The sequence below is a fragment of the Pseudonocardia sp. DR1-2 genome (assembly GCF_023717215.1).
GTDB lineage: Bacteria > Actinomycetota > Actinomycetes > Mycobacteriales > Pseudonocardiaceae > Pseudonocardia > Pseudonocardia alni.
Genome location: NZ_JAMQOF010000010.1, coordinates 45,497 through 66,340, shown reverse-complemented (window position 1 = coordinate 66,340; position 20,844 = coordinate 45,497). Strand labels below are relative to the sequence as shown.

Here is a 20,844-nt window from a genome sequence, read left to right as displayed (position 1 = left end):
CTCCTGGTGGCCGGCCCCGGACGGCCGGTCAGGCCCGGTTGTCGAACAGCGCCAGTCCCGCGGCGGTGTTCGAGGCCGGGACGTGGTAGGCGGAGTGGACCGTGCGGACCTGGTCGTGCAGCGCGCCGCGCATGACCAGCCACATGATCAGCTCGATGCCCTCCGAACCCGCCTCGCGGATCAGCTCCTCGCGGGTGAGCTGCGTGAGCTTCTCCGGGTCGTTCCCGATCGCCTCGAGGAACATGTGGTCGAACGTCGGGTTGATGAACCCGGCACGCGCGCCCGCCAGCTGGTGGGACATGCCACCGGTGCCGAGGATCCCGACCGTGCCGACGCCGTCGTAGCTCGCGATCGCCCGCCCGAGGGCCCGGCCCAGGGCGTAGCACCGGGCGGCGGTGGGCTGCGGGTAGCGGATGACGTTGACCATGATCGGGATGACCGGGCAGGGCCACGCGTCACCGGGTTCGGGCGTCCAGACCGACAGCGGCACGGTGAAGCCGTGATCGACGTCCAGCTCCTGGAAGACGGTCATGTCGAAACCGTCGTCGACCAGACTCTGCAGGAGATGGAACGACAGGTCCGGGTCACCGACGACGTCCGGGACGGCGCGCCTGCCGAAGCCCTCGTCCGCCACCCGGTACCGCTCGGCGGTGCCGATCGCGAAGGTCGGCACGATGTCCAGGTCCACGCCGTTGGCGTGGTCGTTGTAGACCAGGATCGCCACGTCCGGCGTGTGCTGCGCCAGCCACTCGCGGGCGGGCCGGTAGCCCTCGAACAGCGGCGCCCACACCGGCTCGCCGGTCATCCCGCGGTCCATCGCCGCGCCGATCGACGGGACGTGCGACGTGGCCAGCCCCCAGATCACCTCAGACATCGGTGCGCCCTCCGGCCAGCATCGCGGCCTTGAACTCGTCCTCGGACATGCCGGTGAACACACCGCCGAGGTACTGCATGGACAGCCCGTCCATCATGGCGAGCTTGTAGACGTAGAAGATGCTCCCGCCCAGGTCGAGCATCGCCTGCCAGTCCCGCTCCAGGACGGCGGTCGTCTGCTCGTCGGACAGCGCGTGGCGCGCGCAGTACGCGGCCTCGTCGGCGACGAACTCGCTGCGTGCGGACCCGCTCACCAACGACATGAACAGCTTGTTCATGGCGTGGCCGCGACGGCTGGTCGGCCCGTCGAAGACGTAGGTCCCCGGCAGGTCCGGCCTGCTCTGGCTCGTCATGTCATGCTCCCTGGCTCGGGCCCGCGCCGCAGTCGCGCCGTACGGACCCCTCCGACGCTAGGACCGCGACCCGCGCCGGCCATCGCCCGCTTGTCGAGACCCGATCGGGACACATGACGTAGACGCACCGGCCCGTCCCGGCCGTCCGGCTCCCGCCATTCCACGGTGCCGCCGGGCCCTCCGGCCTGCCTAGCGTGGGCGACGATGGCCGTCGACCCCCATGTCCGGCCGTGTGTCAGCGCAGAACACAACCGAGACCAGAACGGGTGGCAGATGAGCGCCAAGAATCTCCAGGAAGTGCTGGACCGGTCCGGGAGCACCGTCGAGCTGCTCCGCAACTCCCAGCTGGGTGCCTACATCTACCCGGTCGTGCCCGCCGAGTTCACCAACTTCCGCCGCGAGGTCACCGCCTGGCAGAACACCGCGGTGCTCTTCGACCAGACCCACCACATGGTCAACCTCTGGGTCTCCGGACCGGACGCCCTGACACTCTTCACCGACACCGGGATCAACTCCACCGCGACGTTCCCGGTCGACTCCGCCAAGCAGTTCGTGCCGGTCTCCCCCGACGGCGGCGTGATCGGCGACGGCATCCTGTTCCGCCTCGACGAGGAGGAGTTCGTCTTCGTCGGGCGCGCGCCGGTGGCGACCTGGCTGCAGTTCCAGGGCGAGAGCTACGACGTCGAGGTCCGCTACGACGACCGCTCGCCCTCACGGCCCTACGGCAAGCAGGTCACCCGCGACGTGTGGCGCTTCCAGATCCAGGGCCCCCGCGCCTGGGAGGTCATCGAGAAGGTCAACGGCGGCCCCGTCGAACAGGTCAAGTTCTTCAAGATGGGCTACATGACCATCGCCGGGGAACGCATCCGCACCCTGCGCCACGGCATGGCCGGCGCGCCCGGCCTGGAGATCTGGGGCCCGTACGGCACCTACGACAAGGTCCGCGACGCCATCCTCGAGGCCGGCCGCGAGTTCGGCATCGAACCCGCCGGGGCCCGCGCCTACTCGTGCAACACCCTCGAGTCCGGCTGGATCCCCTCCCCGCTGCCCGCCGTCTACACCAGCGAGGAGCTGCGGCCCTACCGCGAATGGCTCGGCCCGAACAGCTACGAGGCCGTCAACGCCCTCGCGGGCAGCTTCGTCTCCGACCGCATCGAGGACTACTACCTCAACCCCTGGGAGCTCGGCTACGGCGGCTTCGTGAAGTTCGACCACGACTTCATCGGCCGCAGCGCGCTGGAGGCCATCGACCCCGCCACCCAGCGCCGCAAGGTCACCCTCGAGTGGAACACCGAGGACGTCGCGACACTGCTCGCCTCACCGGTCACCGAGGGACCCGGCTACCAGTTCTTCGACCTGCCCAACGCCAACTACGGCTCCTCGAACTACGACGCCGTCACCGACGCCGACGGCAACACGGTCGGCCTCTCGCTGTTCACCGGCTACAGCGCCAACGAGCGCAAGGCCCTCTCGCTGGCCACCGTCAACCCCGACGTCCCGCTGGGCGCCGAGGTCTCGGTGATCTGGGGCGAGCCGGACGGCGGCTCGGGCAAGACCACGGTGCAGCCGCACGAGCAGTTCGCCGTGCGGGCGATCGTCAGCCCCGCCCCCTACGCGGCCATGGCCCGCGAGACCTACCAGACGGGGTGGCGCACCGCGGCCACGGGCTGATCCCGGTCCCGAGGACGCCGGCCCCGGTCACCCGTGGCCGGCGTCCTCGTGCCCGTCCCGGAACCGGCCGTCGGGCGAGGGTGCCGGACCGCCTGCGACGGGCATCATGCCTGGGGCGGCAGCAGCCCCTGCCGGACGGCGATCAGCGCGGCCTGGGTCCGCGAGGTCAACTGCAGTTTGCGCAGCACATTGCTCACGTGGGTGCGGGCCGTCCGCTCGCTGATGACCAGCTCGTCGGCGATCACCTGGTTGGAGTGGCCCTGCGCCACCAGGATGAGCACGTCCCGCTCCCGGCCGGTCAGCGCACTGATGCCGGTCGGCGGCGCGACGATCTCCCGGGTCAGCTGCCGTGCGACGGCCGGGTCGAGGTAGACGTCCCCCTTCGCCGCCGCCCGGATCGCGGCGACCACCTCGCCCGGCTCCGCGTCCTTGAGCAGGTAGCCGGACGCACCGTTCGCGAGCGCGGCGTGCACCCGTTCCATCTCGCCGAAGCTGGTCAGCACCACCACGCGCACCCCGGGGAACCGCTCGGTGATCCGCGAGGTCGCGACCACCCCGTCCATCCTGGGCATCAGGAGGTCGATCAGGACCACGTCGGGCAGCTCGGAGTGCGCCGCCATCGACTCCAGCCCCTCGAGTGCCTCCTGCCCGTCCGACGCCTCCGCGGCGACCTCGAGGTCGTCGAGGACCTCCAGGTAGGCCCGGATCCCCCGCCGCACCACGGCGTGGTCGTCGACGATCAGGACCCGGACCCGGGTCACCACCTCGGGCCGGTCTGCGGTCGTGCCGTCGAGAGCGTTCATGGCCTGGCCTCGTTCCCTCGGTCCACGGGCGTCGCCGGGACGCCCTCCTCGTCCCCCGGCGGCAGGGGCAGGACGGCGCTCACCGCGGTGCCACCGGCCTTCCGGGGCCGGACGCACACGGTGCCGCCCCAGCGTTCCGCGCGCTCGCGCATACTCGTCAGGCCGTAGCCGCCGAGCTCGTCGCCGCCGACACGACCCGCCCCGATGCCGCGGCCGTCGTCGGCCACCGTGATCGTCAGCGTGTGGTCGCGCACGCCCATCCGGATCGTCACGCGGCCCGCCTTCGCGTGCTTGACGACGTTGTGGACGGCCTCGGCGAGGATGCGGTAGACGTCCTCGGCCATCTCGGGCGGCACCCTGGCCAGGCCCTGCTGGATCCTGAGGCTGAAGCGCAGCCCGGTCCGGTTGGTGCTGCTCTCCACGAGGGCCCGGACCGCCTCCTCCAACCCCGGCTGCGGCGGGGACGAGGGCCTCAGCTCGTGCACCATCGCTCGCAGGTCCGCCAGGACCGTGCGGGCGAGCAGGCCCACCTCGTCGGCGATACGGCGCACGCTGTCGGCGGACACGGTCTCGCCACGCCCGCCGAGGACGGCCATCGACTTGGCCTGCATCCCGATCGAGAACACCTGCTGCACGATCGAGTCGTGCAGGTCGCGCGCCAGCTTCTGGCGTTCCCCGCGCCGGGCCAGCTCCCGCTCGTTCTGCAGCAGCGACGCGTAGTCCACCGCCACCGCGGCCTGTTCGGCCATCGCCTCGAGGAACTCGACCGCGCGACCGCCGACGACCTGTCCCGGGGCGAAGAAGGCGTTGAGGATGCCCGCCGAGCGACCCCGGACCAGGAGCGGGACGCTGGCGAACCAGTTCCAGTCGAGCTCCCCGAGATACTCGTGCAGGGGCTGCCAGGCCGGGTCCTCCTGGATGGACGCCCAGCGGTCGGCGACGACCACGGGCTCGCGCTGCTCGAAGGCGTCCAGCATCCGCAGTCCGGCACCGCGCTCCCGGCACTGCACGAGGCGTTCGAAGAAGTCCGGCCAGCGCCGGAACCCGGCCGAGCCCATGATCCGGAGAGCCTCGCCCGACCGGTCCAGCGTCAGGATCTGCACCCCGGCCAGCGCATCGGCCTGGAGCACCTCCCGGGCGAGGGCGTCCAGGGTGGCGGTGATCGACCCCTCGGAGGCGAGCGTCGCCGAGGCGCGGGCGATGGCGGTCACCCGCCGCTGCCGGTGGCGCTCCTCGCCCACGTCCCGGAAGGTCACGACGGTGAGCCCGGAGTGGTCGGGCAGCGGTCGCGTGCGGTAGGCGAACTCCCGGCGCACCCCCGCGACCGGAGCCCACAGGCAGACCTGCTCCGTCCCGCCCTCGTCGAGGAGGGCGCGGGGGTCGACCTGTGGGTTCCGTGAGAGCTCGAAGGGCGCCGGCATCCCGATCAGGTCGTCGAGGGGGCGGGCGCACAGGACGACCGCAGCGTCGTTCAGCTGGAGGAACAGGCCGTCCGGGTCCACGACCGCCAGACCGTCCGGGGCGTGGCGCGCCAGCGTGGACCAGGACACGAACGGCCCCGCCTCCACCATCGGTGCTCCTCCCGCGTCCACGCCCCTGCCGACAGCATGCCGACCCGGCGAGCGGACGTCACCCATCCCGGCCCGATCTACGTCATCCGTCGCGGGGGGCACCGGGCGGACCGTCCGGCACGTCCGGGGCGGAAGCCTCGTTCCGGCCACCTCACGGTGGTCGACGCCGCGGCCGACCGGCTCGCCGGGTTCTGCTCCGCCCACCCCTGGACGTCCGGAGCCACGCGCGCCGTCACCCACCCGCCGGGGCCGGTGGGTGGGCCCGGTCGCCGTCGCCGGACCCGGCGCCGCGAGGCGGGCTAGGGTCGACACCGCTTCGTTAGCTCCGGACAAGGAGATGCCGTGGGAAACGACGTCGTCGTACCGGCCGGTCCCGCCGGACGCCGGCACCGGCTGCTGATCCTGGCCGTGCTGTGCACGAGCATCCTCGTCGTCTCGATGGACGTCACGATCATCAACGTGGCGCTGCCCGCGCTGGTCACCGACCTGCGCGCCTCGATCACCGAGCTGCAGTGGACCGTCGATGCCTACACCGTCGTCCTGGCCTGCTTCCTGATGCTGGCCGGTGCGACGGCCGACCGGGTCGGGCGCCGCCGCGTCTTCCAGACCGGGCTCGTCCTGTTCGGGATCGGGTCGCTGCTGTGCAGCCTGGCCCCGACGGTCGGCTGGCTGATCGGGGCACGGGTGGTCCAGGCGCTGGGCGGCGCGATGCTCAACCCGGTCGCCATGTCGATCATCACCAACGTCTTCACCGACGTCCGGGAGCGGGCCCGCGCGATCGGCGTGTGGGGCGCGATGGTCGGCATCTCGCTGGGCGTCGGCCCGGTGCTCGGCGGGCTGCTCGTGGACACCGTCGGCTGGCGGGCGATCTTCTGGGTGAACATCCCGGTCGTGCTGGCGGCCTGGGTCCTGACGGCCCGGCTCGTCCCGGAGTCGCGGGCCGCCCGTCCGCGGCGGGCCGACCCGGTGGGGCAGCTCCTCGTGGTGGCGCTGCTCGGGTCGACGGTGGCGGCGGTGATCGAGGGGCCGCGGCTGGGCTGGTCGTCGGCGGGGGTGCTCGGGCTGGGCGTGCTGGCCGTCGTCGCGCTGGTGTCCCTGGTCGTCTGGGAGCGGCGCCACCCCGAACCGCTGGTGGAGCTGCGGTTCTTCCGGAGCGCCCCGTTCACCTCGGCGACGGTGATCGCGGTCTGCGCGTTCGCGGCGTTCGGCTCGCTGCTGTTCCTGTCCGCGCTCTACCTGCAGGACGTCCGCGGGCTCGGTGCGCTGCAGGCCGGGCTGACCCTGCTGCCGGCCGCCGTCGCCACCACGGTGGTCGCGCCGCTGTCCGGGCGGATGGTCGCCGCCCGCGGAGCACGCCTGCCGCTGGTCCTGGGCGGGAGCGCGATGGTGCTCGTCGCGCTCACCTTCTCCCAGCTCACCCCGACGACGCCGCTGTGGCTGATCCTGCTCGCGCACGGGGTGTTCGGCTGCGGGTTCGCCCTGCTCAACCCGCCGATCACGAACACCGCGGTGAACGGGATGCCGCCGGAGCGGGCCGGGGTCGCCGCCGCGGTGGCCTCGACGAGCAGACAGGCCGGGCAGTCGTTCGGCGTCGCGGTCAGCGGGACCGTGGTCGCCACCGCGGCGAGCACCGCCGCCGGGGTCGCGACGGCGTGGGCGGTCGTGACGCCGCTGACGGTGGCGGTCGTGGTGCTCGGCGTGCTGGGGACGACGGCGCGGGCCCGTGCCTCGGCGGCACGGGTCGCGGCGCTGTTCCCCGCGGCCCCGTCCCCCGCCCGCGCGTCCTGAGCGGGGGACGGCGGCGTCACCCCCGCGGGCCGGCGGTCGCGGCCGCGTCGACCGAGTGGTCCAGCACGACCATGTGCCCGGCCGCGTGGGTGAACACGTACTCGGCGCCGCTGCCGGGCAGCGCCAGCTGCGGGGTGACGCCGCAGCCCCAGAAGACCGGGACGTCGCCGTCCTCGACCACCGGCGCCGGGCCGAAGTCCGGTGCCGCGAGGTCGGCGATGCCCAGCTCGGCGGGGTCGCCGACGTGCACGGGCGCACCGTGCCCGGTCGGGTAGCGCGCCGTCACCTCCCGGGCCCTGTCGACCAGTGCGGCGGGCACCGCGCGCATGCTCACCACGAGCGGCCCGTGGACGCGGCCCGCGGGGACGGTGGGCCGGGTCGTGACGTAGACCGCGGGCGCCGGGGACGCCGGGTTGCGCCGCACCGGGACACCGGCCCGTTCCAGCGGCTCCTCGAAGGTGTGGCTGCACCCGAGCAGGAACGCCACCGAGTCCGGGCGCCACCGGTCGCGCAGGTCGGTCGGCCCGCCGTCGTCGACCCCGCGGTGCCAGGCCCGGTAGCGCGGGAAGTCGGTGCGGACGTCGACCCGGGTGTCCCCGACGGTGACGACCGGGTCGCCGGTGTCGCCGACGCCGAGCAGCGGGCACGGCGTCGGGTTCCGCACGCAGAACAGCAGGAAGTCGTACGCCGCCGCCTGCGGGACGACCACCAGGTTGGCCTGCTGGTACCCGCCGAACAGGCCCGCGGTGGGCCCGGTCCAGCGCCCGGCGGCGGCGAGTGCCCGCAGCTCGGCCGGGGTGGTGGGTGCCGTCGTCGCGGCGGTCATCGGGCCAGCTCCCGGCGGGCGGTCTCGCGGACGGTGAGCAGGGTCAGCAGCGCGACGACCGTCGCGACCATCAGCAGGTAGCCCGGCGCCAGCGGGTCGCCGGTGACCGAGGTCAGCCAGGTCGCGAGGAACGGGGTGAGCCCGCCGCCGATGATCGTGCCGCCGTTGAAGGCCAGGGACAGGCCGGTGTAGCGGACCCGGGTCGGGAACTGCTCGGCGTAGGTCGGGTAGGTGACGGCCTGGACGACCGGCATGGGCAGGGCCAGCAGGAACATGCCGACGACGGCGAGGGTGAAGTCGCCGGTGCCCATCAGCGCCATCGTCGGCAGGACCAGTACCGAGTAGCCGAGGAACCCGGCGACGATGAGCTTCTTGCGGCCGTGGCGGTCCGACAGCGCGCCGGCGATCGGCATCAGGCAGGCCACGAACAGCCCGATCGCGGCCATCAGCCAGAACGTGCTCGACTTCGGGTAGCCCAGCTCCGAGGTGAGGTAGATGTTCATGAAGATCAGGCCGATCCAGTAGCCGGCGTTCGACCCGGTGGCCAGCAGCAACACGGTCACCAGCGCGCGGCGGTGGTGGGTGAACACCTCCCGCACCGGGGCCTTGGGCAGCTCACCGGAGGCGCGGCTCTGCTCGAACTCCTCGGAGTCCTCCAGCCGGTGCCGGGCGATGAGCGTCAGCACGACCAGCGGCAGCGCGAGCAGGAACGGGATCCGCCAGCCGAACGCCGACAGCTGCTCGGTGGTGAGGACGGTCGAGGTGATGCCGGCGACCAGCGCGGCGGTGCCGCCACCGAGCGCGACCCCGACCGGGGTGAAGGACCCGAAGAAGCCGCGCCGGCCGGCCGGGGAGGACTCGGCGAGGTAGGTGGCCGACCCGGTCACCTCGCCACCGGCGAAGAAGCCCTGCGCGAGCCGGGCGAGGACCAGCAGCGCCGGGGCGAGCAGGCCCGCGGTGGCGGCGGTCGGCAGCAGCCCGACCAGTGCGGTCGCGGTGCCCATCCCGGTGATCGTGAAGACCAGGACGGGCTTGCGGCCGAGGCGGTCCCCGAGCCGACCGAGGACGATGCCGCCGAGCGGGCGCATCAGGAACGCGCTGCCGAACACCGCCAGCGTCGACAGCAGGGACGCGACCGGGTCGGCGCTGGGGAAGAACAGCGGCCCGATGACGACGGCGAGGTAGCCGTAGACGCCGAACTCGTAGTACTCGACGGCGGTCCCGGAGGCGGCGGCGAGCGCGGCCCGGCGGGACCGCGACGCACTCGGCTGCGCGGTGGCCGGCGGGGTGGGCGGCGTCTCTCCGGCCCGTCCGGTGGGGGCGTCGCTTGATAGGGTCATGGGTGTCTCCCGGTGGGGATCCCGCTGCTGCGGGCAGGCGTGATCGCGGTGTGGTGGGCGGACGAACCCGGCGCGCGCGAGACGGCGACACCGGCGGCACAGCGGGTCATCGGCGGGCGGCATCCCGCCGATGACCCCGGCCGCGGGCCGTCCGGGGACGGGCCGCGACCGGGCACGGCTCAGACGGCGAAGAGCTGCTCCGGGTCGGCGAAGGCCTTGAACTCGAGCGCGTTGCCCGCGGGGTCGAGGAAGAACATCGTCCACTGCTCCCCCGGCTCGCCCTCGAACCGCACGTAGGGCTCGATGACGAAGTCGGTGCCCGCGGCGGTGAGCCGCTCGGCCAGCGCGCGGAACTCCGGGACGCTCAGGACCAGGCCGAAGTGCGGGACCGGCACGTCGTGGCCATCGACGGGGTTGGTCCCGGCCACACCGGCGCGCGGGGTGTCCGACGGCTCGCCGACCTGGTGGGTGACGACCTGGTGCCCGGCGACGTTCCAGTCCGTCCAGCGCTCGGCGGAGCGGCCGCGGCCGAAGCCGAGCAGCGTGCCGTAGAACTCCCGGGCCGCCTCGATGTCGTCCACCGGGATCGCCAGGTGGAACGGCGGGCGGACGGACGTGACGATCGCGGGGGTTTCCGTGGTCGGTGCGGACACAGGGGTACCTCTCATCCTTCGGTGTCGCGGCCGGACACGATGGCGTCCAGACGCAGGGGGTCCCCGGGCCGGAGCTGGCCGAGGAGGTCGATGTCGGTGTCGGCGACGACGCCGACCACCGGGTAGCCGCCGGTCACGGGGTGGTCGGCGAGGAACAGGATGGGCTCGCCCGAGGGCGGGACCTGGATGGCGCCGAGCGGCACACCCTCGCTGGGCAGCGAGCGGTCGCCGACCGCGAGGGTGGCGCCGGTCAGCCGGATGCCGACCCGGTCGCAGTGCCCGGAGACCCGCCACGCGGCGCGCCGGAGCAGGGACCGGTCCGCCGGGTCGAGGACGGCGTGGCGGGGGCCCCAGTGGAACCGGACCCGGGTGCCGGGGCCGGGGAGCCGGGGCGCGACGAGCTCGACGGGGACCGCGGGCGGCTCGCCCGGCGCCGGGCCGAGCGGCAGGTCGGCCCCGGGTCCGACGACGGGCGGGCCGAGACCGGTCAGCGAGTCCCGGGCCCGCGAGCCGAGCACCGGTGCGGGGCGGACCCCGCCGCCGACGGCGAGGTAGCTGCGCAGACCGTGCCGCGGGGTACCGAGCCGCAGCTCGGCACCGGCCGGGACCCGCAGGCACCGGGGGTCGGTGACCGGCCGCCCGTCGAGCGTGACCGGGACCGGGGCGCCGGTGACCGCGACCCAGCGCGGCGTGTCCAGCACGACCGCCAGGCCGCCCAGGGTGACCTCGATCGCCGCCTCCTCCGGCGGGTTCCCGACGAGCCGGTTCGCGGTCGCGAAGGCGGCCCGGTCGACCGGCCCGGAAGCCGTGACCCCGAGGTGGGCGAGCCCGGGCCGGCCGGGGTCCTGCACGCTGCAGCCCGGCCGGACCTCGAGCACCCGCAGCCGGGCCGCGACGGCGGACGGGCCGGAGGGGCGCGCGGCGCGGGCGGGCGGGTCGAGCAGCGTGGTCATGCGGGCACCTCCACGAACCGGACGCGGTCGCCGAGGGCCAGCCGGTTGGGCGGGGTCGCGTCGACGTCCCAGAGGACGGCCGTGGTGGTGCCGATCCGGTGCCAGCCGCCGGGCGTCCCACCCGGGTAGACGACGGTCTGGTTCCCGGCGATCGCGACCACCCCGGCCGCGACCCGGGGCCGGGGCGTGGACAGCCGCGGCAGGCGCAGCGCCTCCGGGAGCCCGTCGAGGTAGGCGAAGCCCGGCGCGAACCCGAAGAAGCCGACGTGGTGCTCGGCGGCGGCGTGCCGCCGGGCGACGAGCTCCGGGGTCGTCCCGAGCCGCTCGGCGACGGTGGACAGGTCCGGGCCGTCGTAGCGGACGGGGACCTCGACCGTGCGGGGCCCCGGGACGGGTGTCCCCCGGCCTCGCGGGGGGCGGGCGGCGAGGGCGCGCAGGTGGCGGCGCAGCGCCGCCATCCGGGCACCGGGGCGTGCGACGACCAGCACGGTGCACGCGGCCGGGACGACGTCGCTCACCCAGGCGTCCCACCCGTCGGCCGCGGCGCCGTCGGCGACCTGGCGGACGGTCCCGGGGGGACAGTCCACGATCCACGCCCGGTCGCCCGCGCGGTGCACCGCGGGCGCGGTCACCGGACGGCTCCGGTGACGGGGGCCAGCGGCTCCGGGCCGCAGCCGAACCCGGCGGCGGTGAGCGCGGCCCGCGCGGCCCGCGCCAGGGCGTCGGCGCCGGGGGTGTCGCCGTGCACGCACAGCGCGGCGACCGCGCCGCCCGCCGGGCGTACGGACACGACCGTCCCGTCGACGGCGGTGACCCGGCCGTCGCGGGCGATCGAGACGGCCCGGGCCGCGGCCTCGGCGGGGTCGCGCAGCAGGTCGCCGGGGCGCCCGCGGGGCACCAGACCGCCGGCGGCGGTGTAACCGCGGTCGAGGAACGCCTCCGCCCGCGGGCTCAGGCCGGCCGCGCGGGCCCGCTCCCACACCTCGGTCCCGGGCAGGCACACCAGCGGCAGGCCCGCGTCGACCAGCCGGACGGCCTTGACGAGCGCGTCGGCGTGGGCCGGGTGCGTGCCGCTGGCGTGGTAGAGCGCGCCGTGCGCCTTCACGTACCCGACGCGGGTCCCGGCGGCCGCGGCGAACGCGGTCAGGGCGCCGATCTGGTAGACGATGTCGTTCACCAGGGAGTCCCGGGCGACGTCGACGAAGCGACGGCCGAACCCGGCGAGGTCGCGGTAGGACACGTGCGCGCCGACCGCGACGCCGCGGCGCGCGCAGTCGTCGCAGGTGCGGCGCATGACGTCGGGGTCGCCGGCGTGGAAGCCGCAGGCGACGTTGGCCGCGTCGACGACGTCGAGCAGCGGGCGGTCGTCGTGCACCCACGCGCCGAAGCTCTCGCCGACGTCGGTGTTGAGCGCGATCGCGGTGCTCACCTCGCCTCCCGTGCCGCCCAGAACGCGGAGAGCTCGCCCCGGTCGGCCGACCAGGCCGCGTGCAGGCCCTCCTGGCCGCCGTCGATGTGGGCCAGCACGAGACGGCCGAGCTCGTCGGCGTCGCCGTCGGCCAGTGCCTGCACCATGCCCCGGTGCTCGTCCTGCACGCGCTCGTAGGCGCCGGTGCCGTGCACGTAGAACCGGGAGTAGGGCTCCAGGCGGTGGTAGAGCTGGGAGATCAGCTCGTAGCGCAGCGGCAGCCGGGCGAGCCGGTACATGTCGAGGTGGAAGGCCAGGTTGGTGCGGGACCACTCGGCGGCGCCGGTCCGGGCGACCTGGTCCATGTCGCCGGCCATGCCGTCGAACCGCGCGACGTCGCGCCGGGACACCCGGTCCGCGACGTGCGGGGCGAAGCTCGGCTCGACCATGCGCCGCAGGTCGTAGATCTCGTCGATCTCGGCCAGGTCCAGCTCGGTGACGAAGGTGCCGCGGCCGGCCTCGCTGCGCAGCAGGCCCTCGCCGACCAGGGTGCGCAGCGCCTCCCGCAGCGGGATGCGGCTGACGCCGTAGCGGTCCGCCAGCTCCTCCTGCACCAGCCGGTGGCCGGGCGGGTACACGCCTTCCACGATCGCGCGACGCAGGGCGTCGACCAGCGGGTCTTCCGGTGCCATGTGCTCTGTATACGGTGGATACAGCGTGTACGGAAGCCCCTCGGCGCTCGCTTAACAGGAACGACACCGCCCGACACACGCCCGTCGCCGGGTGACCCGGATCGCCCGGACATGACCGGGACCGCGCGAACGGCCACGATGTACCGCATGGGCCGACCCGACCACGCCGTCTTCCTCAAACGCTCGTTCTCGAAGATGGACCAGCTCGCGACCCCGTTCCTCACCGGACGGCGACTGTGCCGCCAGCTCGCCGCCGTCGTCCCGCGCGGGACGAACGGCGTCGTCGTCGAGCTCGGCGCCGGACCGGGGGTGCTCGCCGAGCCGATCCGCGAGCGGCTCGGGCCGCACGCGCGCTACCTCGCGATCGAGATCGACTCCGAGCTGGTCGCACACCTGCGCCGGCACAAGCCGTGGCTGGAGGTCGTGCAGGGCGACGTCGCCGACCTGGACCGGATCCTCGACGAGGCCGGCATCACCGAGGTCGACGCGTTCGTCTCGACCCTGCCGTGGGCGGTGTTCCCGCAGACCCTGCGCCTGCAGGTCATGGGCACGATCGCGCGCCGACTGGTCCCGGGCGGGGTGATGAGCATGATCATCACCTGGATGGCGCTGCCGAACCGGGTGCGGGTGCTGCGCGACCTGCTCGACACCCACTTCGACGAGGTCGTGGAGACCGCGACCGAGTGGCGCAACCCGCCGCCCGCCCGCACCTTCCTGTGCCGCCGACCGCTCCCCCAGTTCAATTCCCTCGATGGACAAGACACTCGCTCGGCGAGCTAACATGGCCGGGTGACCGCGGAACGGACGATCGTCGCGGGCGGTGGCCCCGGCGGCATGCTGCTCGCCTACCTGCTGGCCCGGGCGGGCCTGCCGGTGACACTGCTCGAACGCCACCGGGACTTCGACCGCGACTTCCGCGGCGACTCCCTGCACCCGTGGACGCTCGAGCTGTTCGACCGGCTCGGGCTCGCCGGACGCCTGCTGGAGCAGCCGCACGTCCCGGCCCGGCGGTTCCGCTTCCGCACCGGTCGCGGGACGGTCACCACCACCGACTACGGCCTGCTCGACACCCCCTACGACTACGTCGCGCTCATGCCGCAGGCCCGGTTCCTCGACTTCCTCGCCGCCGAGGCGGCGACCCTGCCGACCTTCGAGCTGCGCACCGGCGCCGCGGTGAACGGCCTGCTCGGCGCGGGCACCGCCGACGACCCCGTCCGCGGGGTGACCCTGCGGTCCGGGGAGCGGATCGACGCCGGGCTGGTCGTCGCCGCCGACGGCCGGTTCTCCCGCCTGCGCACCCTCGCCGGCCTGACCGCGGAGTCCCAGGGGGCCACCACCGACCTGCTGTGGTTCGCCCTGCCCCGCCACGACGACGACCCGCCCGACGCCGCCGTCGACCTGTTCCTCGGCACCCGCAGCTACGTCGGCCTGCTCGGCGGCGAGGACCGCTGGCAGGTCGGCCTGTCGCTGCCCAAGGGCGGCTATCCGGCGCTGCGCGAGGCCGGGGTGGAGCACGTGCGCCGCGAGGTCGCCGGGCTGGTGCCGTGGCTGGCCGGCCGGGTCGGTCTGCTCACCGACCTCAACGACGCCACGCTCCTGTCGGTCGACATCTCCCGGGTCCCGGACTGGCACCGGCCCGGCCTGCTGCTGATCGGCGACGCCGCGCACGTCATCTCCCCCGTCGGCGGCAACGGGATCCTGATGGCCCTGCAGGACGCACTCGCCGCGGCGAACCACCTGGTGCCCGCGCTGCGGGCGGGCACGGTCGGCACCGCGACGCTCGCCGCGGTCCAGGCCGAGCGGGAGCCCGCGATCGTGTCCGTGCAGAGCCGACAGGTCCGCATCGAGCGGGGCGTCGCACGGGCCCGCGAGCGCGGCCGCACCATCGCCCCTCCCGCGTTCGTCCGGCTGCTGATGCGCCTGCCCGCCGTGCGGCGGCGCTCGGCCCGGGACAACGCCTACGGTCCCGTCCCGGTGCATCCGACGCCGGAGCTGGCACGGGAGCTGGGTCTGGCCCCGGTCCCCGCCTGAGCGTCCGCCGCGGCGGACGTAGCGTCGGCCGCATGAGCACGCCCGGCACCGTCCCACCCGTCCTGGCCGCCGCCGTCCCGCTGGCCGTCGTGGAGCGGGAGGGCACGGTGGAGTCGGTGCACCTGGGCACCGTCGCGGTGCACCGCCCCGGCGGCACCGTGACCGGCTCCGGCGACCCGGACGTGGCGTTCCTGCCGCGCTCGGCGCTCAAGCCGGTGCAGGCGGTGGCGATGCTGCGGGCCGGGCTGGACCTCGACGGCGAGCTGCTCGCGCTGGCCTGTGCCTCGCACTCCGGCGAGCCCGGCCACGTCGACGGCGTCCGGCGCATCCTCACCGGTGCCGGGCTCGACGAGGCCGACCTGGACAACACCCCGGACCTGCCGCTGGAGCCGGCGGCCGCGGCGGCCGTCCGCGCGGCGGGGACGGGACCGTCGCCGGTGCTGCAGAACTGCTCGGGCAAGCACGCCGCGATGCTCGCCGCCTGCGTGGCCGCGGGGTGGCCGACGGCCGGCTACCGCGACCCCGCGCACCCGCTGCAGCGGCTGGTCCGGGAGACCGTCGCCGAGCTGACCGGGGCGCCGGTCGGCGTCACCACCGTCGACGGCTGCGGCGCCCCGCTGTTCGGCACCACCCCGGCCGGGCTGGCCAGGGCCTTCGCGACGCTGGCGACGGCCGCACCGGACACCCCCGAGGGGCGGGTCGCGGCCGCGGTCCGCGCGCACCCGTGGTGGGTCGGCGGCACGGACCGGCCGGTGACCCGGTTGGCCGGCGCGGTGCCGGGCCTGGTCGTCAAGGACGGAGCCGAGGGTGTGCTGGCGGCCGCGCTGCCCGACGGGCGGGCGTTCGCCGTCACCGTGCTGGACGGGTCGCCGCGACCGCTGCCGGTCGTCGCCCGCGCCGTGCTGGAGTCCCTCGGCGCCGGGTCCGACGCGCTCACCGCCGCGACCCGCACCGACGTGCTCGGCCACGGCACGCCCGTGGGCGCCGTCCACGCCGTGGGCTGAGCGGTCCGGTCAGCCGCCGCCGTTCGCGCGCGCGTGGTCCGCGGCCCGCCCGAGGCGGGCGGCGACCGCGTCAAGGTGCTCCACCAGCTCGACCGGCTCGACCACCTCGAAGTCGACGCCGAAGAAGCACAGCCACACCGCCAGCGACTCCAGGGTCCAGGCCCCGGCCGCGAGCTCGCAGCGGTCCCCGCCGAGGTCGGTCACGATCCCCGACGCCGGGGTGACGTGCTCGGCGATCCGCTCCGCCGGGGCGTGGAACACGATCCGCGCCCGGTGCGGGTAGGCACCCGAGGAGATCCCGCGCTGGGCGAACGCGGCGAGCCCGCCCTCCGGTTCCGGGCGCGGGACGAAGCGCGGCCCGGCGGGCAGCTTGGGCCGCATCCGGTCGACCCGGAAGGTGCGGCGGTCGTCGCGGCCGGTGTCCCAGGCGACGAGGTACCAGCGGCGCCCGGTGTGCACGAGCCCCTCGGGTTCGGCGACCCGGCGGGTCTCGGTCCCGTCCCCCGCGACGTAGTCGAACCGCAGGACCTCGTGGTCGCGGCAGGCGGCGGCCAGTGCGGACAGCACGTCCGCGTCGACGGTCGGACCGCGCGCGGCGAGCGTGGACGTCGCGGTGCCCAGCGCGGCGACGCGGCGGCGCAGCCGGTTCGGCAGGACCTGCTCCAGCTTGGCCAGGGCCCGGACCGAGGTCTCCTCGATGCCCGAGACCGACCCGCCCGCGGCGGTCCGCAGCCCGACCGCGACGGCGACGGCCTCGTCGTCGTCGAGCAGCAGGGGTGGCAGCGCGGCCCCGGCGCCGAGCCGGTAGCCGCCGGTCACCCCGGGTGTGGAGTGGACCGGGTAGCCGAGGGTGCGGAGCTTGTCGACGTCGCGGCGGACGGTGCGCACGTCGACGTCGAGGCGCTCGGCCAGGGCGGGCCCCGTCCAGTCGCGCGGCACCTGCAGCAGCCCGAGCAGGCGCAGCAGCCGCGCCGATGTCCCCATCACGACGACCAGTGTGCCGCCGATTCCGGTCCGATCCTGTCCTGGATGGCGGCGGGTGGATCGGAGTGGACCGGAACCACGGCGTCCGAGGAGATCGTCGGCACCGCCTCCGGTGCGGAGGGACGGCCCCGGCGACGCCGCCCGGCCCGCCGGCCGAGCCCGCCCCGGCCCCGCGACGCCGGGAGGGGCCGTCTACGGTCGCCGCCGTGGAGACGAGCGAGCGGGTCGGCCGGTATGTGCGGATGGTGGCCCTGGAGGGACAGGGGACCGAGCTGGCGGGCGCGCTGCTCCGCGTCGCCGACGACATGGCCGCCCAGCCCGGCTGCCTCGCCTACGTCGTGAACGCCACCCCCGACGAGCCCGACGTCGTCTGGGTCACCGAGATGTGGTCCGACGCCGCGTCGTCGGAGGCGGCGCTGAGCCGCGACATCGGCGAGAGCGGCCTGGGCGACGTGCTGGCGCTGCTCACCGCCCCGCCGGACTACATCGAGGTCACCCCGCTCGGCGGGCCCGGCCTGGCCGGCCTGCCCGGCTGAGCGCCGGGCCGGCTCAGTCGCGCTGCTCGGAGCGCTCCTTGCGGGCACGCAGCGACCCGGCGTGGGCGGTCATCGACGGGTCGTTGCGCGTCTTGATCAGGCTCGCGACGGTGACCACGGCGAGGATCCCCAGGATCACGACCAGGCTGGCCATGGTCGGGATCTCCGGGACGGCCGGGTTGATGTCGACGTGGGCCCAGTGCAGGACCAGCTTCACCCCGATGAAGCCCAGGATGACCGCCAGGCCGGTCGAGAGGTAGACCAGGCGGTCCAGCAGGCCCTTGACCAGGAAGAACAGCGCCCGCAGGCCGAGCAGGGCGAAGGCGTTCGCGGTGAAGACGATGAACGCCTCCTGGGTCACGCCGAACACCGCGGGGATCGAGTCGAGCGCGAACAGCAGGTCGATGCCGCCGATCGAGACCAGCACGATGAACATCGGGGTGGCGACCCGGCGGCCGTCGTCCCGGGTGAACAGCTTCCCGCCGTCGTACTCCTCGGTGACCGGGAAGAGCCTGCGCGCGCCCTTCACGACCATGTTGTCCTCGATGTCGGGGTCCTCGTCCTTGTGCCGGTAGAGCTGCACGGCGGTCCACAGCAGGAGCAGACCGAAGACCAGGAACATGAACGAGAACAGGTTCAGCAGCGTCGCCCCGACCGCGATGAAGATCGCGCGCATGATCAGGGCGAGCACGATGCCGAAGGTCAGCACCTTGTGCTGGTGCTCCTCCGGCACCGCGAACGTCGTCATGATCACGACGAAGACGAACAGGTTGTCGACCGACAGGCTCTTCTCGACGATGTAGCCCGTGAAGTACTGGGTGCCGAAGTCCCAGCCGTGGATCGTCGCGAACACCAGCCCGAACGCGATCGCGACCAGGATGTAGAACACCGACCAGGCGGTGGCCTCCTTGAATCCCACCCGGTGCGGCCGCAGCCAGCCCAGGACGAGGTCGAACGCGAGCAGCGCGATGATCACGCCGATCGTGACGGCCCATTCGAGGCCGCTGATCTCGAGCACCGGGGTCCTCCTGCAGGTCACCACACCGACCACGATGGTCGGTTGCGGAGCGCACCATATCGGGCAGTCAGGACACCGCGCCCGTCCTGAGGCCGGGCGCAGAGTGCGATCAGCCCTTCGGACGCGCCGCGAAGACCCCCTCGGCGGGGAACGCCCCGTTCGCCAGGGCCGTCCGGACGAACGCCCCGCCGAGCTCCCCGAGCCGCGTGGCCCCGTCGGCGCCGAGCGCGGACCACGGGGCGGCGCCGAGGCGATGGGTGTCGTTCTCGATCCGCTTGCGCAGCGCCGTGCCCTCCTCGGTCAGGACCGGTTCGACGGCGTCGTCCCCGGCCGTGTCGGCCGGCTGCAGCAGGCCGCGGTCCGCGAGTCCGGCGACGGCGGCGTTCCACTCGGCGGCCGACCAGCCGCGGCTGCCGCGGGCGAAGGCCACGGTGAACCCGGTGCCCGTCGCGGTCGCGGTCACCAGCGCCTCCAGCCCGGACAGCCCGGCCTCGACCAGCAGCGCGATGTGCCCGTCGCCGCGGTGCTCGCGCAGGATCGACAGCGCGTGCCAGAGGACCAGGTGCGGCGCGGTCGGCCAGGGCACGTCGAGGTGGCCGGCGGCGAGCGGGCGCCCGTCGGGGGTGACGGCCCCGGCCGCGGTCCGGGCCAGCCCGGCGGCCTCGGCCATCTCGGGCGAGGCGACGGCGTCGTCGCCCAGGGTGCGACGCAGCGAGGCGTCGGCGACGGCGAACCGCACGTCGAGCAGGTCCGGTGCGGACACCAGCTCCCACGCCCGCGGGACCGACTTCGCGACCAGGCGCGGGGAGAAGTTGTAGAACGTCGCGGTGACCACCGAGGCGCCGACCGCGCCCATCGGTGCGGCCCGCGGGGCGAAGTAGCTCATCCGGCCCGGCTCCAGCCCGGCGGCGGTGTAGGCCGGTTCGCCCTCGGGGGCGAAGTAGACCTGGGAGTGCAGCGGTTCCAGCCCACGGGCGAGGCGCCCGGCGGCGACGGCGGCGTCGTTCATGCCCGGACGTTAACCCGTTCAGAGCACCCCGGGCAGCACGAGCAGTGCCCAGGCCAGCAGCGGACCGACCAGCACGACCACGCCGGCGTAGGCGAGCATCTGCCGGTAGAAGCGGTCCCGGTCGACGTCGGCGGGCGCGTTGGCGAGCACCAGCGCCCCGTTCGTGGAGAACGGGCTGACGTCGACGACGGTCGCGGCGACTGCGAGCGCCGCCACCATCCCGACCGCGGACACCTCACCCTGCTGCAGGAACGGCAGGGCCAGCGGGATCGCGACGCCGAGGATCGCCACCGAGGACGCGAACGCCGAGAGCACGCCGCCGACGTAGCAGAGCAGCAGCGCCGCGAGCAGCGGTGCCCCGATCCCGCTGATCCCCGAGGAGACCAGGTCGACCGCGCCCGCCTCCAGGAGCACGCCGACGTAGGTGACGACACCGCAGATCAGCAGGACGGTGGACCAGGAGATCCTCCCGACGACGTCCGGGCGGCGCGGGGCGACCAGCCGCAGCACGATCGCGACGGCGAGCGCGACGACGCCGACGTCCCAGCCGAACGCGGCGGAGCCGACGGCCATGAGCGCGATGCCGGCCAGCGTGATGCCCTGCTCCAGCCCGACCCGGCCGACGACCGGGGCCTCGGTCACGGTGCCGGCCGCGGCGCCGCTCCCGGCCCCGGTGTCCCCGGCGGCGGCGTCGGCGTCCGGCGCCTCGACCGGATCGACCGTGCGCCCGACGAGCGACCGGCCGCCGAGCACCAGGAAGATCACGACGGCGATCACGACGTTGACCACGAGCGGGGTCAGGAACAGCGCGATCGGGTCGCTGGGCAGGCCCACGCCCGCCATCGTCGAGTTCACGAACGCGCCGTAGACGGTGATCGGCGAGAACGCCCCGCCGAGCGCGCCGTGCACGACCATCATGCCCATGAGCAGCAGGTTGATGCCGTAACGCCGGGCGAAGGGCATGGCGAGCGGTGCGACGATCGCGACCGCGAACAACGCCCCGAGCCCCGAGAGGCCGCAGGAGATCGCGAAGAACACGAACGGCGCGAGCACCAGCCGTCCGCGGACGGCCCGCATCGCCCAGTGGACCAGCAGGTCGACGGTGCCGTTGGCCGTCGCCAGCGCGAACAGGTAGGTCAGCCCGACGAGCAGCAGGAAAAGGTCTCCGGGGAAGCCCGCGAGGACGTCGTCGAGGCTCAGCCCCAGCACGCCGATCCCGACCGCGGTCGCGCCGAGCAACCCCAGTGCGCCGAGGTTGACCGGCATCGTCGTGGCGATCACGAACATGACGACCAGCACGGCGATCGCGATGATCTCGGGCCCCATCGGCC

At 74.4% G+C, this 20,844-nt stretch carries 21 protein-coding genes; 6 read left to right on the top strand and 15 right to left on the bottom strand.

From position 1 onward, the window contains the following. Nucleotides 1-28: 28 nt before the first annotated feature. Both ND486_RS25105 and ND486_RS25100 read right to left on the bottom strand, forming a co-directional pair. Nucleotides 29-874, bottom strand: a complete 846-nt coding sequence (locus ND486_RS25105) for a class III extradiol dioxygenase subunit beta (RefSeq protein WP_251786846.1) — start codon at nucleotides 872-874, stop codon at nucleotides 29-31. Next, a complete protein-coding gene (locus tag ND486_RS25100) occupies nucleotides 867-1,226 on the bottom strand; it encodes a protocatechuate 3,4-dioxygenase (RefSeq protein WP_251786845.1) in 360 nt (119 codons plus the stop codon). The genes ND486_RS25105 and ND486_RS25100 overlap by 8 nt, the downstream gene beginning before the upstream one ends. A 273-nt stretch (nucleotides 1,227-1,499) precedes the next feature. Between ND486_RS25100 and ND486_RS25095 the strand changes: the two genes are divergently transcribed. After that, entirely contained in the window at nucleotides 1,500-2,897 is a 1,398-nt protein-coding gene (locus ND486_RS25095; protein WP_251786844.1) for an aminomethyl transferase family protein, read from the top strand. Between the two features lie 104 nt (nucleotides 2,898-3,001). On the opposite strand, the gene ND486_RS25090 is transcribed toward ND486_RS25095, so the two are convergent. Together ND486_RS25090 and ND486_RS25085 are read right to left on the bottom strand one after the other, a co-directional pair. Then, the gene (locus ND486_RS25090; RefSeq protein WP_251786843.1) at nucleotides 3,002-3,700 is read right to left on the bottom strand and encodes a response regulator transcription factor; all 699 of its coding nucleotides are present in this window, start codon (nucleotides 3,698-3,700) and stop codon (nucleotides 3,002-3,004) included. Further along, the gene (locus tag ND486_RS25085; protein ID WP_251786842.1) at nucleotides 3,697-5,271 is read right to left on the bottom strand and encodes an ATP-binding protein; all 1,575 of its coding nucleotides are present in this window, start codon (nucleotides 5,269-5,271) and stop codon (nucleotides 3,697-3,699) included. The genes ND486_RS25090 and ND486_RS25085 overlap by 4 nt, the downstream gene beginning before the upstream one ends. A gap of 342 nt (nucleotides 5,272-5,613) precedes the next feature. Between ND486_RS25085 and ND486_RS25080 the strand changes: the two genes are divergently transcribed. After that, nucleotides 5,614-7,059, top strand: a complete 1,446-nt coding sequence (locus ND486_RS25080) for an MFS transporter (protein ID WP_308215881.1) — start codon at nucleotides 5,614-5,616, stop codon at nucleotides 7,057-7,059. 16 nt (nucleotides 7,060-7,075) lie between these two features. Here ND486_RS25080 and ND486_RS25075 read toward each other — a convergent pair whose 3' ends face one another. From ND486_RS25075 to ND486_RS25045, 7 genes are all read right to left on the bottom strand, one after another. After that, a complete protein-coding gene (locus ND486_RS25075) occupies nucleotides 7,076-7,885 on the bottom strand; it encodes a D-glutamate cyclase family protein (protein ID WP_251786841.1) in 810 nt (269 codons plus the stop codon). Then, on the bottom strand, nucleotides 7,882-9,225 hold the full coding sequence (locus tag ND486_RS25070) for an MFS transporter (RefSeq protein ID WP_251786840.1): 1,344 nt from the start codon (nucleotides 9,223-9,225) through the stop codon (nucleotides 7,882-7,884). Before ND486_RS25070 ends, ND486_RS25075 begins: the two co-directional genes overlap by 4 nt. Nucleotides 9,226-9,404: 179 nt before the next feature. Then, entirely contained in the window at nucleotides 9,405-9,878 is a 474-nt protein-coding gene (locus ND486_RS25065; protein WP_224403285.1) for a VOC family protein, read from the bottom strand. 11 nt (nucleotides 9,879-9,889) lie between these two features. Then, complete coding sequence (locus ND486_RS25060; RefSeq protein ID WP_251786839.1) at nucleotides 9,890-10,831, bottom strand: biotin-dependent carboxyltransferase family protein; 942 nt, start codon at nucleotides 10,829-10,831, stop codon at nucleotides 9,890-9,892. After that, nucleotides 10,828-11,463 carry an allophanate hydrolase subunit 1 gene (locus ND486_RS25055; protein ID WP_251786838.1) on the bottom strand — a complete coding sequence of 212 codons (636 nt, stop codon included), beginning with the start codon at nucleotides 11,461-11,463 and terminating at the stop codon, nucleotides 10,828-10,830. Before ND486_RS25055 ends, ND486_RS25060 begins: the two co-directional genes overlap by 4 nt. Continuing rightward, nucleotides 11,460-12,260, bottom strand: coding sequence for a 5-oxoprolinase subunit PxpA (locus ND486_RS25050; RefSeq protein WP_251786837.1), 801 nt, complete (start codon nucleotides 12,258-12,260; stop codon nucleotides 11,460-11,462). Before ND486_RS25050 ends, ND486_RS25055 begins: the two co-directional genes overlap by 4 nt. Next, nucleotides 12,257-12,931: a GntR family transcriptional regulator gene (locus tag ND486_RS25045; protein WP_251786836.1), complete on the bottom strand. Its 675-nt coding sequence runs from the start codon at nucleotides 12,929-12,931 to the stop codon at nucleotides 12,257-12,259. The genes ND486_RS25050 and ND486_RS25045 overlap by 4 nt, the downstream gene beginning before the upstream one ends. A gap of 147 nt (nucleotides 12,932-13,078) precedes the next feature. On the opposite strand from ND486_RS25045, the gene ND486_RS25040 reads away from it, so the two are divergent. From ND486_RS25040 to ND486_RS25030, 3 genes are read left to right on the top strand one after another with little or no spacing between them, the layout of a single operon-like run. Continuing rightward, nucleotides 13,079-13,711, top strand: coding sequence for a class I SAM-dependent methyltransferase (locus tag ND486_RS25040; protein ID WP_224403286.1), 633 nt, complete (start codon nucleotides 13,079-13,081; stop codon nucleotides 13,709-13,711). 9 nt (nucleotides 13,712-13,720) lie between these two features. Then, on the top strand, nucleotides 13,721-14,962 hold the full coding sequence (locus ND486_RS25035; protein WP_251786835.1) for an FAD-dependent oxidoreductase: 1,242 nt from the start codon (nucleotides 13,721-13,723) through the stop codon (nucleotides 14,960-14,962). A gap of 32 nt (nucleotides 14,963-14,994) precedes the next feature. Beyond that, nucleotides 14,995-15,966 carry an asparaginase gene (locus tag ND486_RS25030; protein WP_251786834.1) on the top strand — a complete coding sequence of 324 codons (972 nt, stop codon included), beginning with the start codon at nucleotides 14,995-14,997 and terminating at the stop codon, nucleotides 15,964-15,966. 9 nt (nucleotides 15,967-15,975) lie between these two features. Here the strand turns inward: ND486_RS25030 and ND486_RS25025 are convergent, their stop codons facing one another. Then, nucleotides 15,976-16,953: a YafY family protein gene (locus tag ND486_RS25025; protein ID WP_251786833.1), complete on the bottom strand. Its 978-nt coding sequence runs from the start codon at nucleotides 16,951-16,953 to the stop codon at nucleotides 15,976-15,978. A 203-nt stretch (nucleotides 16,954-17,156) separates the two neighbouring features. Between ND486_RS25025 and ND486_RS25020 the strand changes: the two genes are divergently transcribed. Further along, nucleotides 17,157-17,486 carry a putative quinol monooxygenase gene (locus ND486_RS25020; RefSeq protein ID WP_251786832.1) on the top strand — a complete coding sequence of 110 codons (330 nt, stop codon included), beginning with the start codon at nucleotides 17,157-17,159 and terminating at the stop codon, nucleotides 17,484-17,486. Between the two features lie 13 nt (nucleotides 17,487-17,499). Here the strand turns inward: ND486_RS25020 and ND486_RS25015 are convergent, their stop codons facing one another. The 3 genes from ND486_RS25015 to ND486_RS25005 form a co-directional block, all read right to left on the bottom strand. Continuing rightward, a complete protein-coding gene (locus ND486_RS25015; RefSeq protein ID WP_251786831.1) occupies nucleotides 17,500-18,504 on the bottom strand; it encodes a TerC family protein in 1,005 nt (334 codons plus the stop codon). A 109-nt stretch (nucleotides 18,505-18,613) separates the two neighbouring features. Continuing rightward, entirely contained in the window at nucleotides 18,614-19,513 is a 900-nt protein-coding gene (locus ND486_RS25010) for a hypothetical protein (RefSeq protein ID WP_251786830.1), read from the bottom strand. An 18-nt stretch (nucleotides 19,514-19,531) separates the two neighbouring features. Continuing rightward, nucleotides 19,532-20,839: an SLC13 family permease gene (locus ND486_RS25005; RefSeq protein WP_251786829.1), complete on the bottom strand. Its 1,308-nt coding sequence runs from the start codon at nucleotides 20,837-20,839 to the stop codon at nucleotides 19,532-19,534. Between the last annotated feature and the right edge of the window lie 5 nt (nucleotides 20,840-20,844).

Bases quoted from the DNA above. Each gene is read 5' to 3' on its own strand.
- ND486_RS25105 (WP_251786846.1), bottom strand. From the start codon at position 874: ATGTCTGAGGTGATCTGGGGGCTGGCCACGTCGCACGTCCCGTCGATC.
- ND486_RS25100 (WP_251786845.1), bottom strand. From the start codon at position 1,226: ATGACGAGCCAGAGCAGGCCGGACCTGCCGGGGACCTACGTCTTCGAC.
- ND486_RS25095 (WP_251786844.1), top strand. From the start codon at position 1,500: ATGAGCGCCAAGAATCTCCAGGAAGTGCTGGACCGGTCCGGGAGCACC.
- ND486_RS25090 (WP_251786843.1), bottom strand. From the start codon at position 3,700: ATGAACGCTCTCGACGGCACGACCGCAGACCGGCCCGAGGTGGTGACC.
- ND486_RS25085 (WP_251786842.1), bottom strand. From the start codon at position 5,271: ATGGTGGAGGCGGGGCCGTTCGTGTCCTGGTCCACGCTGGCGCGCCAC.
- ND486_RS25075 (WP_251786841.1), bottom strand. From the start codon at position 7,885: ATGACCGCCGCGACGACGGCACCCACCACCCCGGCCGAGCTGCGGGCA.
- ND486_RS25070 (WP_251786840.1), bottom strand. From the start codon at position 9,225: ATGACCCTATCAAGCGACGCCCCCACCGGACGGGCCGGAGAGACGCCG.
- ND486_RS25060 (WP_251786839.1), bottom strand. From the start codon at position 10,831: ATGACCACGCTGCTCGACCCGCCCGCCCGCGCCGCGCGCCCCTCCGGC.
- ND486_RS25045 (WP_251786836.1), bottom strand. From the start codon at position 12,931: ATGGCACCGGAAGACCCGCTGGTCGACGCCCTGCGTCGCGCGATCGTG.
- ND486_RS25040 (WP_224403286.1), top strand. From the start codon at position 13,079: ATGGGCCGACCCGACCACGCCGTCTTCCTCAAACGCTCGTTCTCGAAG.
- ND486_RS25030 (WP_251786834.1), top strand. From the start codon at position 14,995: ATGAGCACGCCCGGCACCGTCCCACCCGTCCTGGCCGCCGCCGTCCCG.
- ND486_RS25010 (WP_251786830.1), bottom strand. From the start codon at position 19,513: ATGAACGACGCCGCCGTCGCCGCCGGGCGCCTCGCCCGTGGGCTGGAA.
- ND486_RS25005 (WP_251786829.1), bottom strand. From the start codon at position 20,839: ATGGGGCCCGAGATCATCGCGATCGCCGTGCTGGTCGTCATGTTCGTG.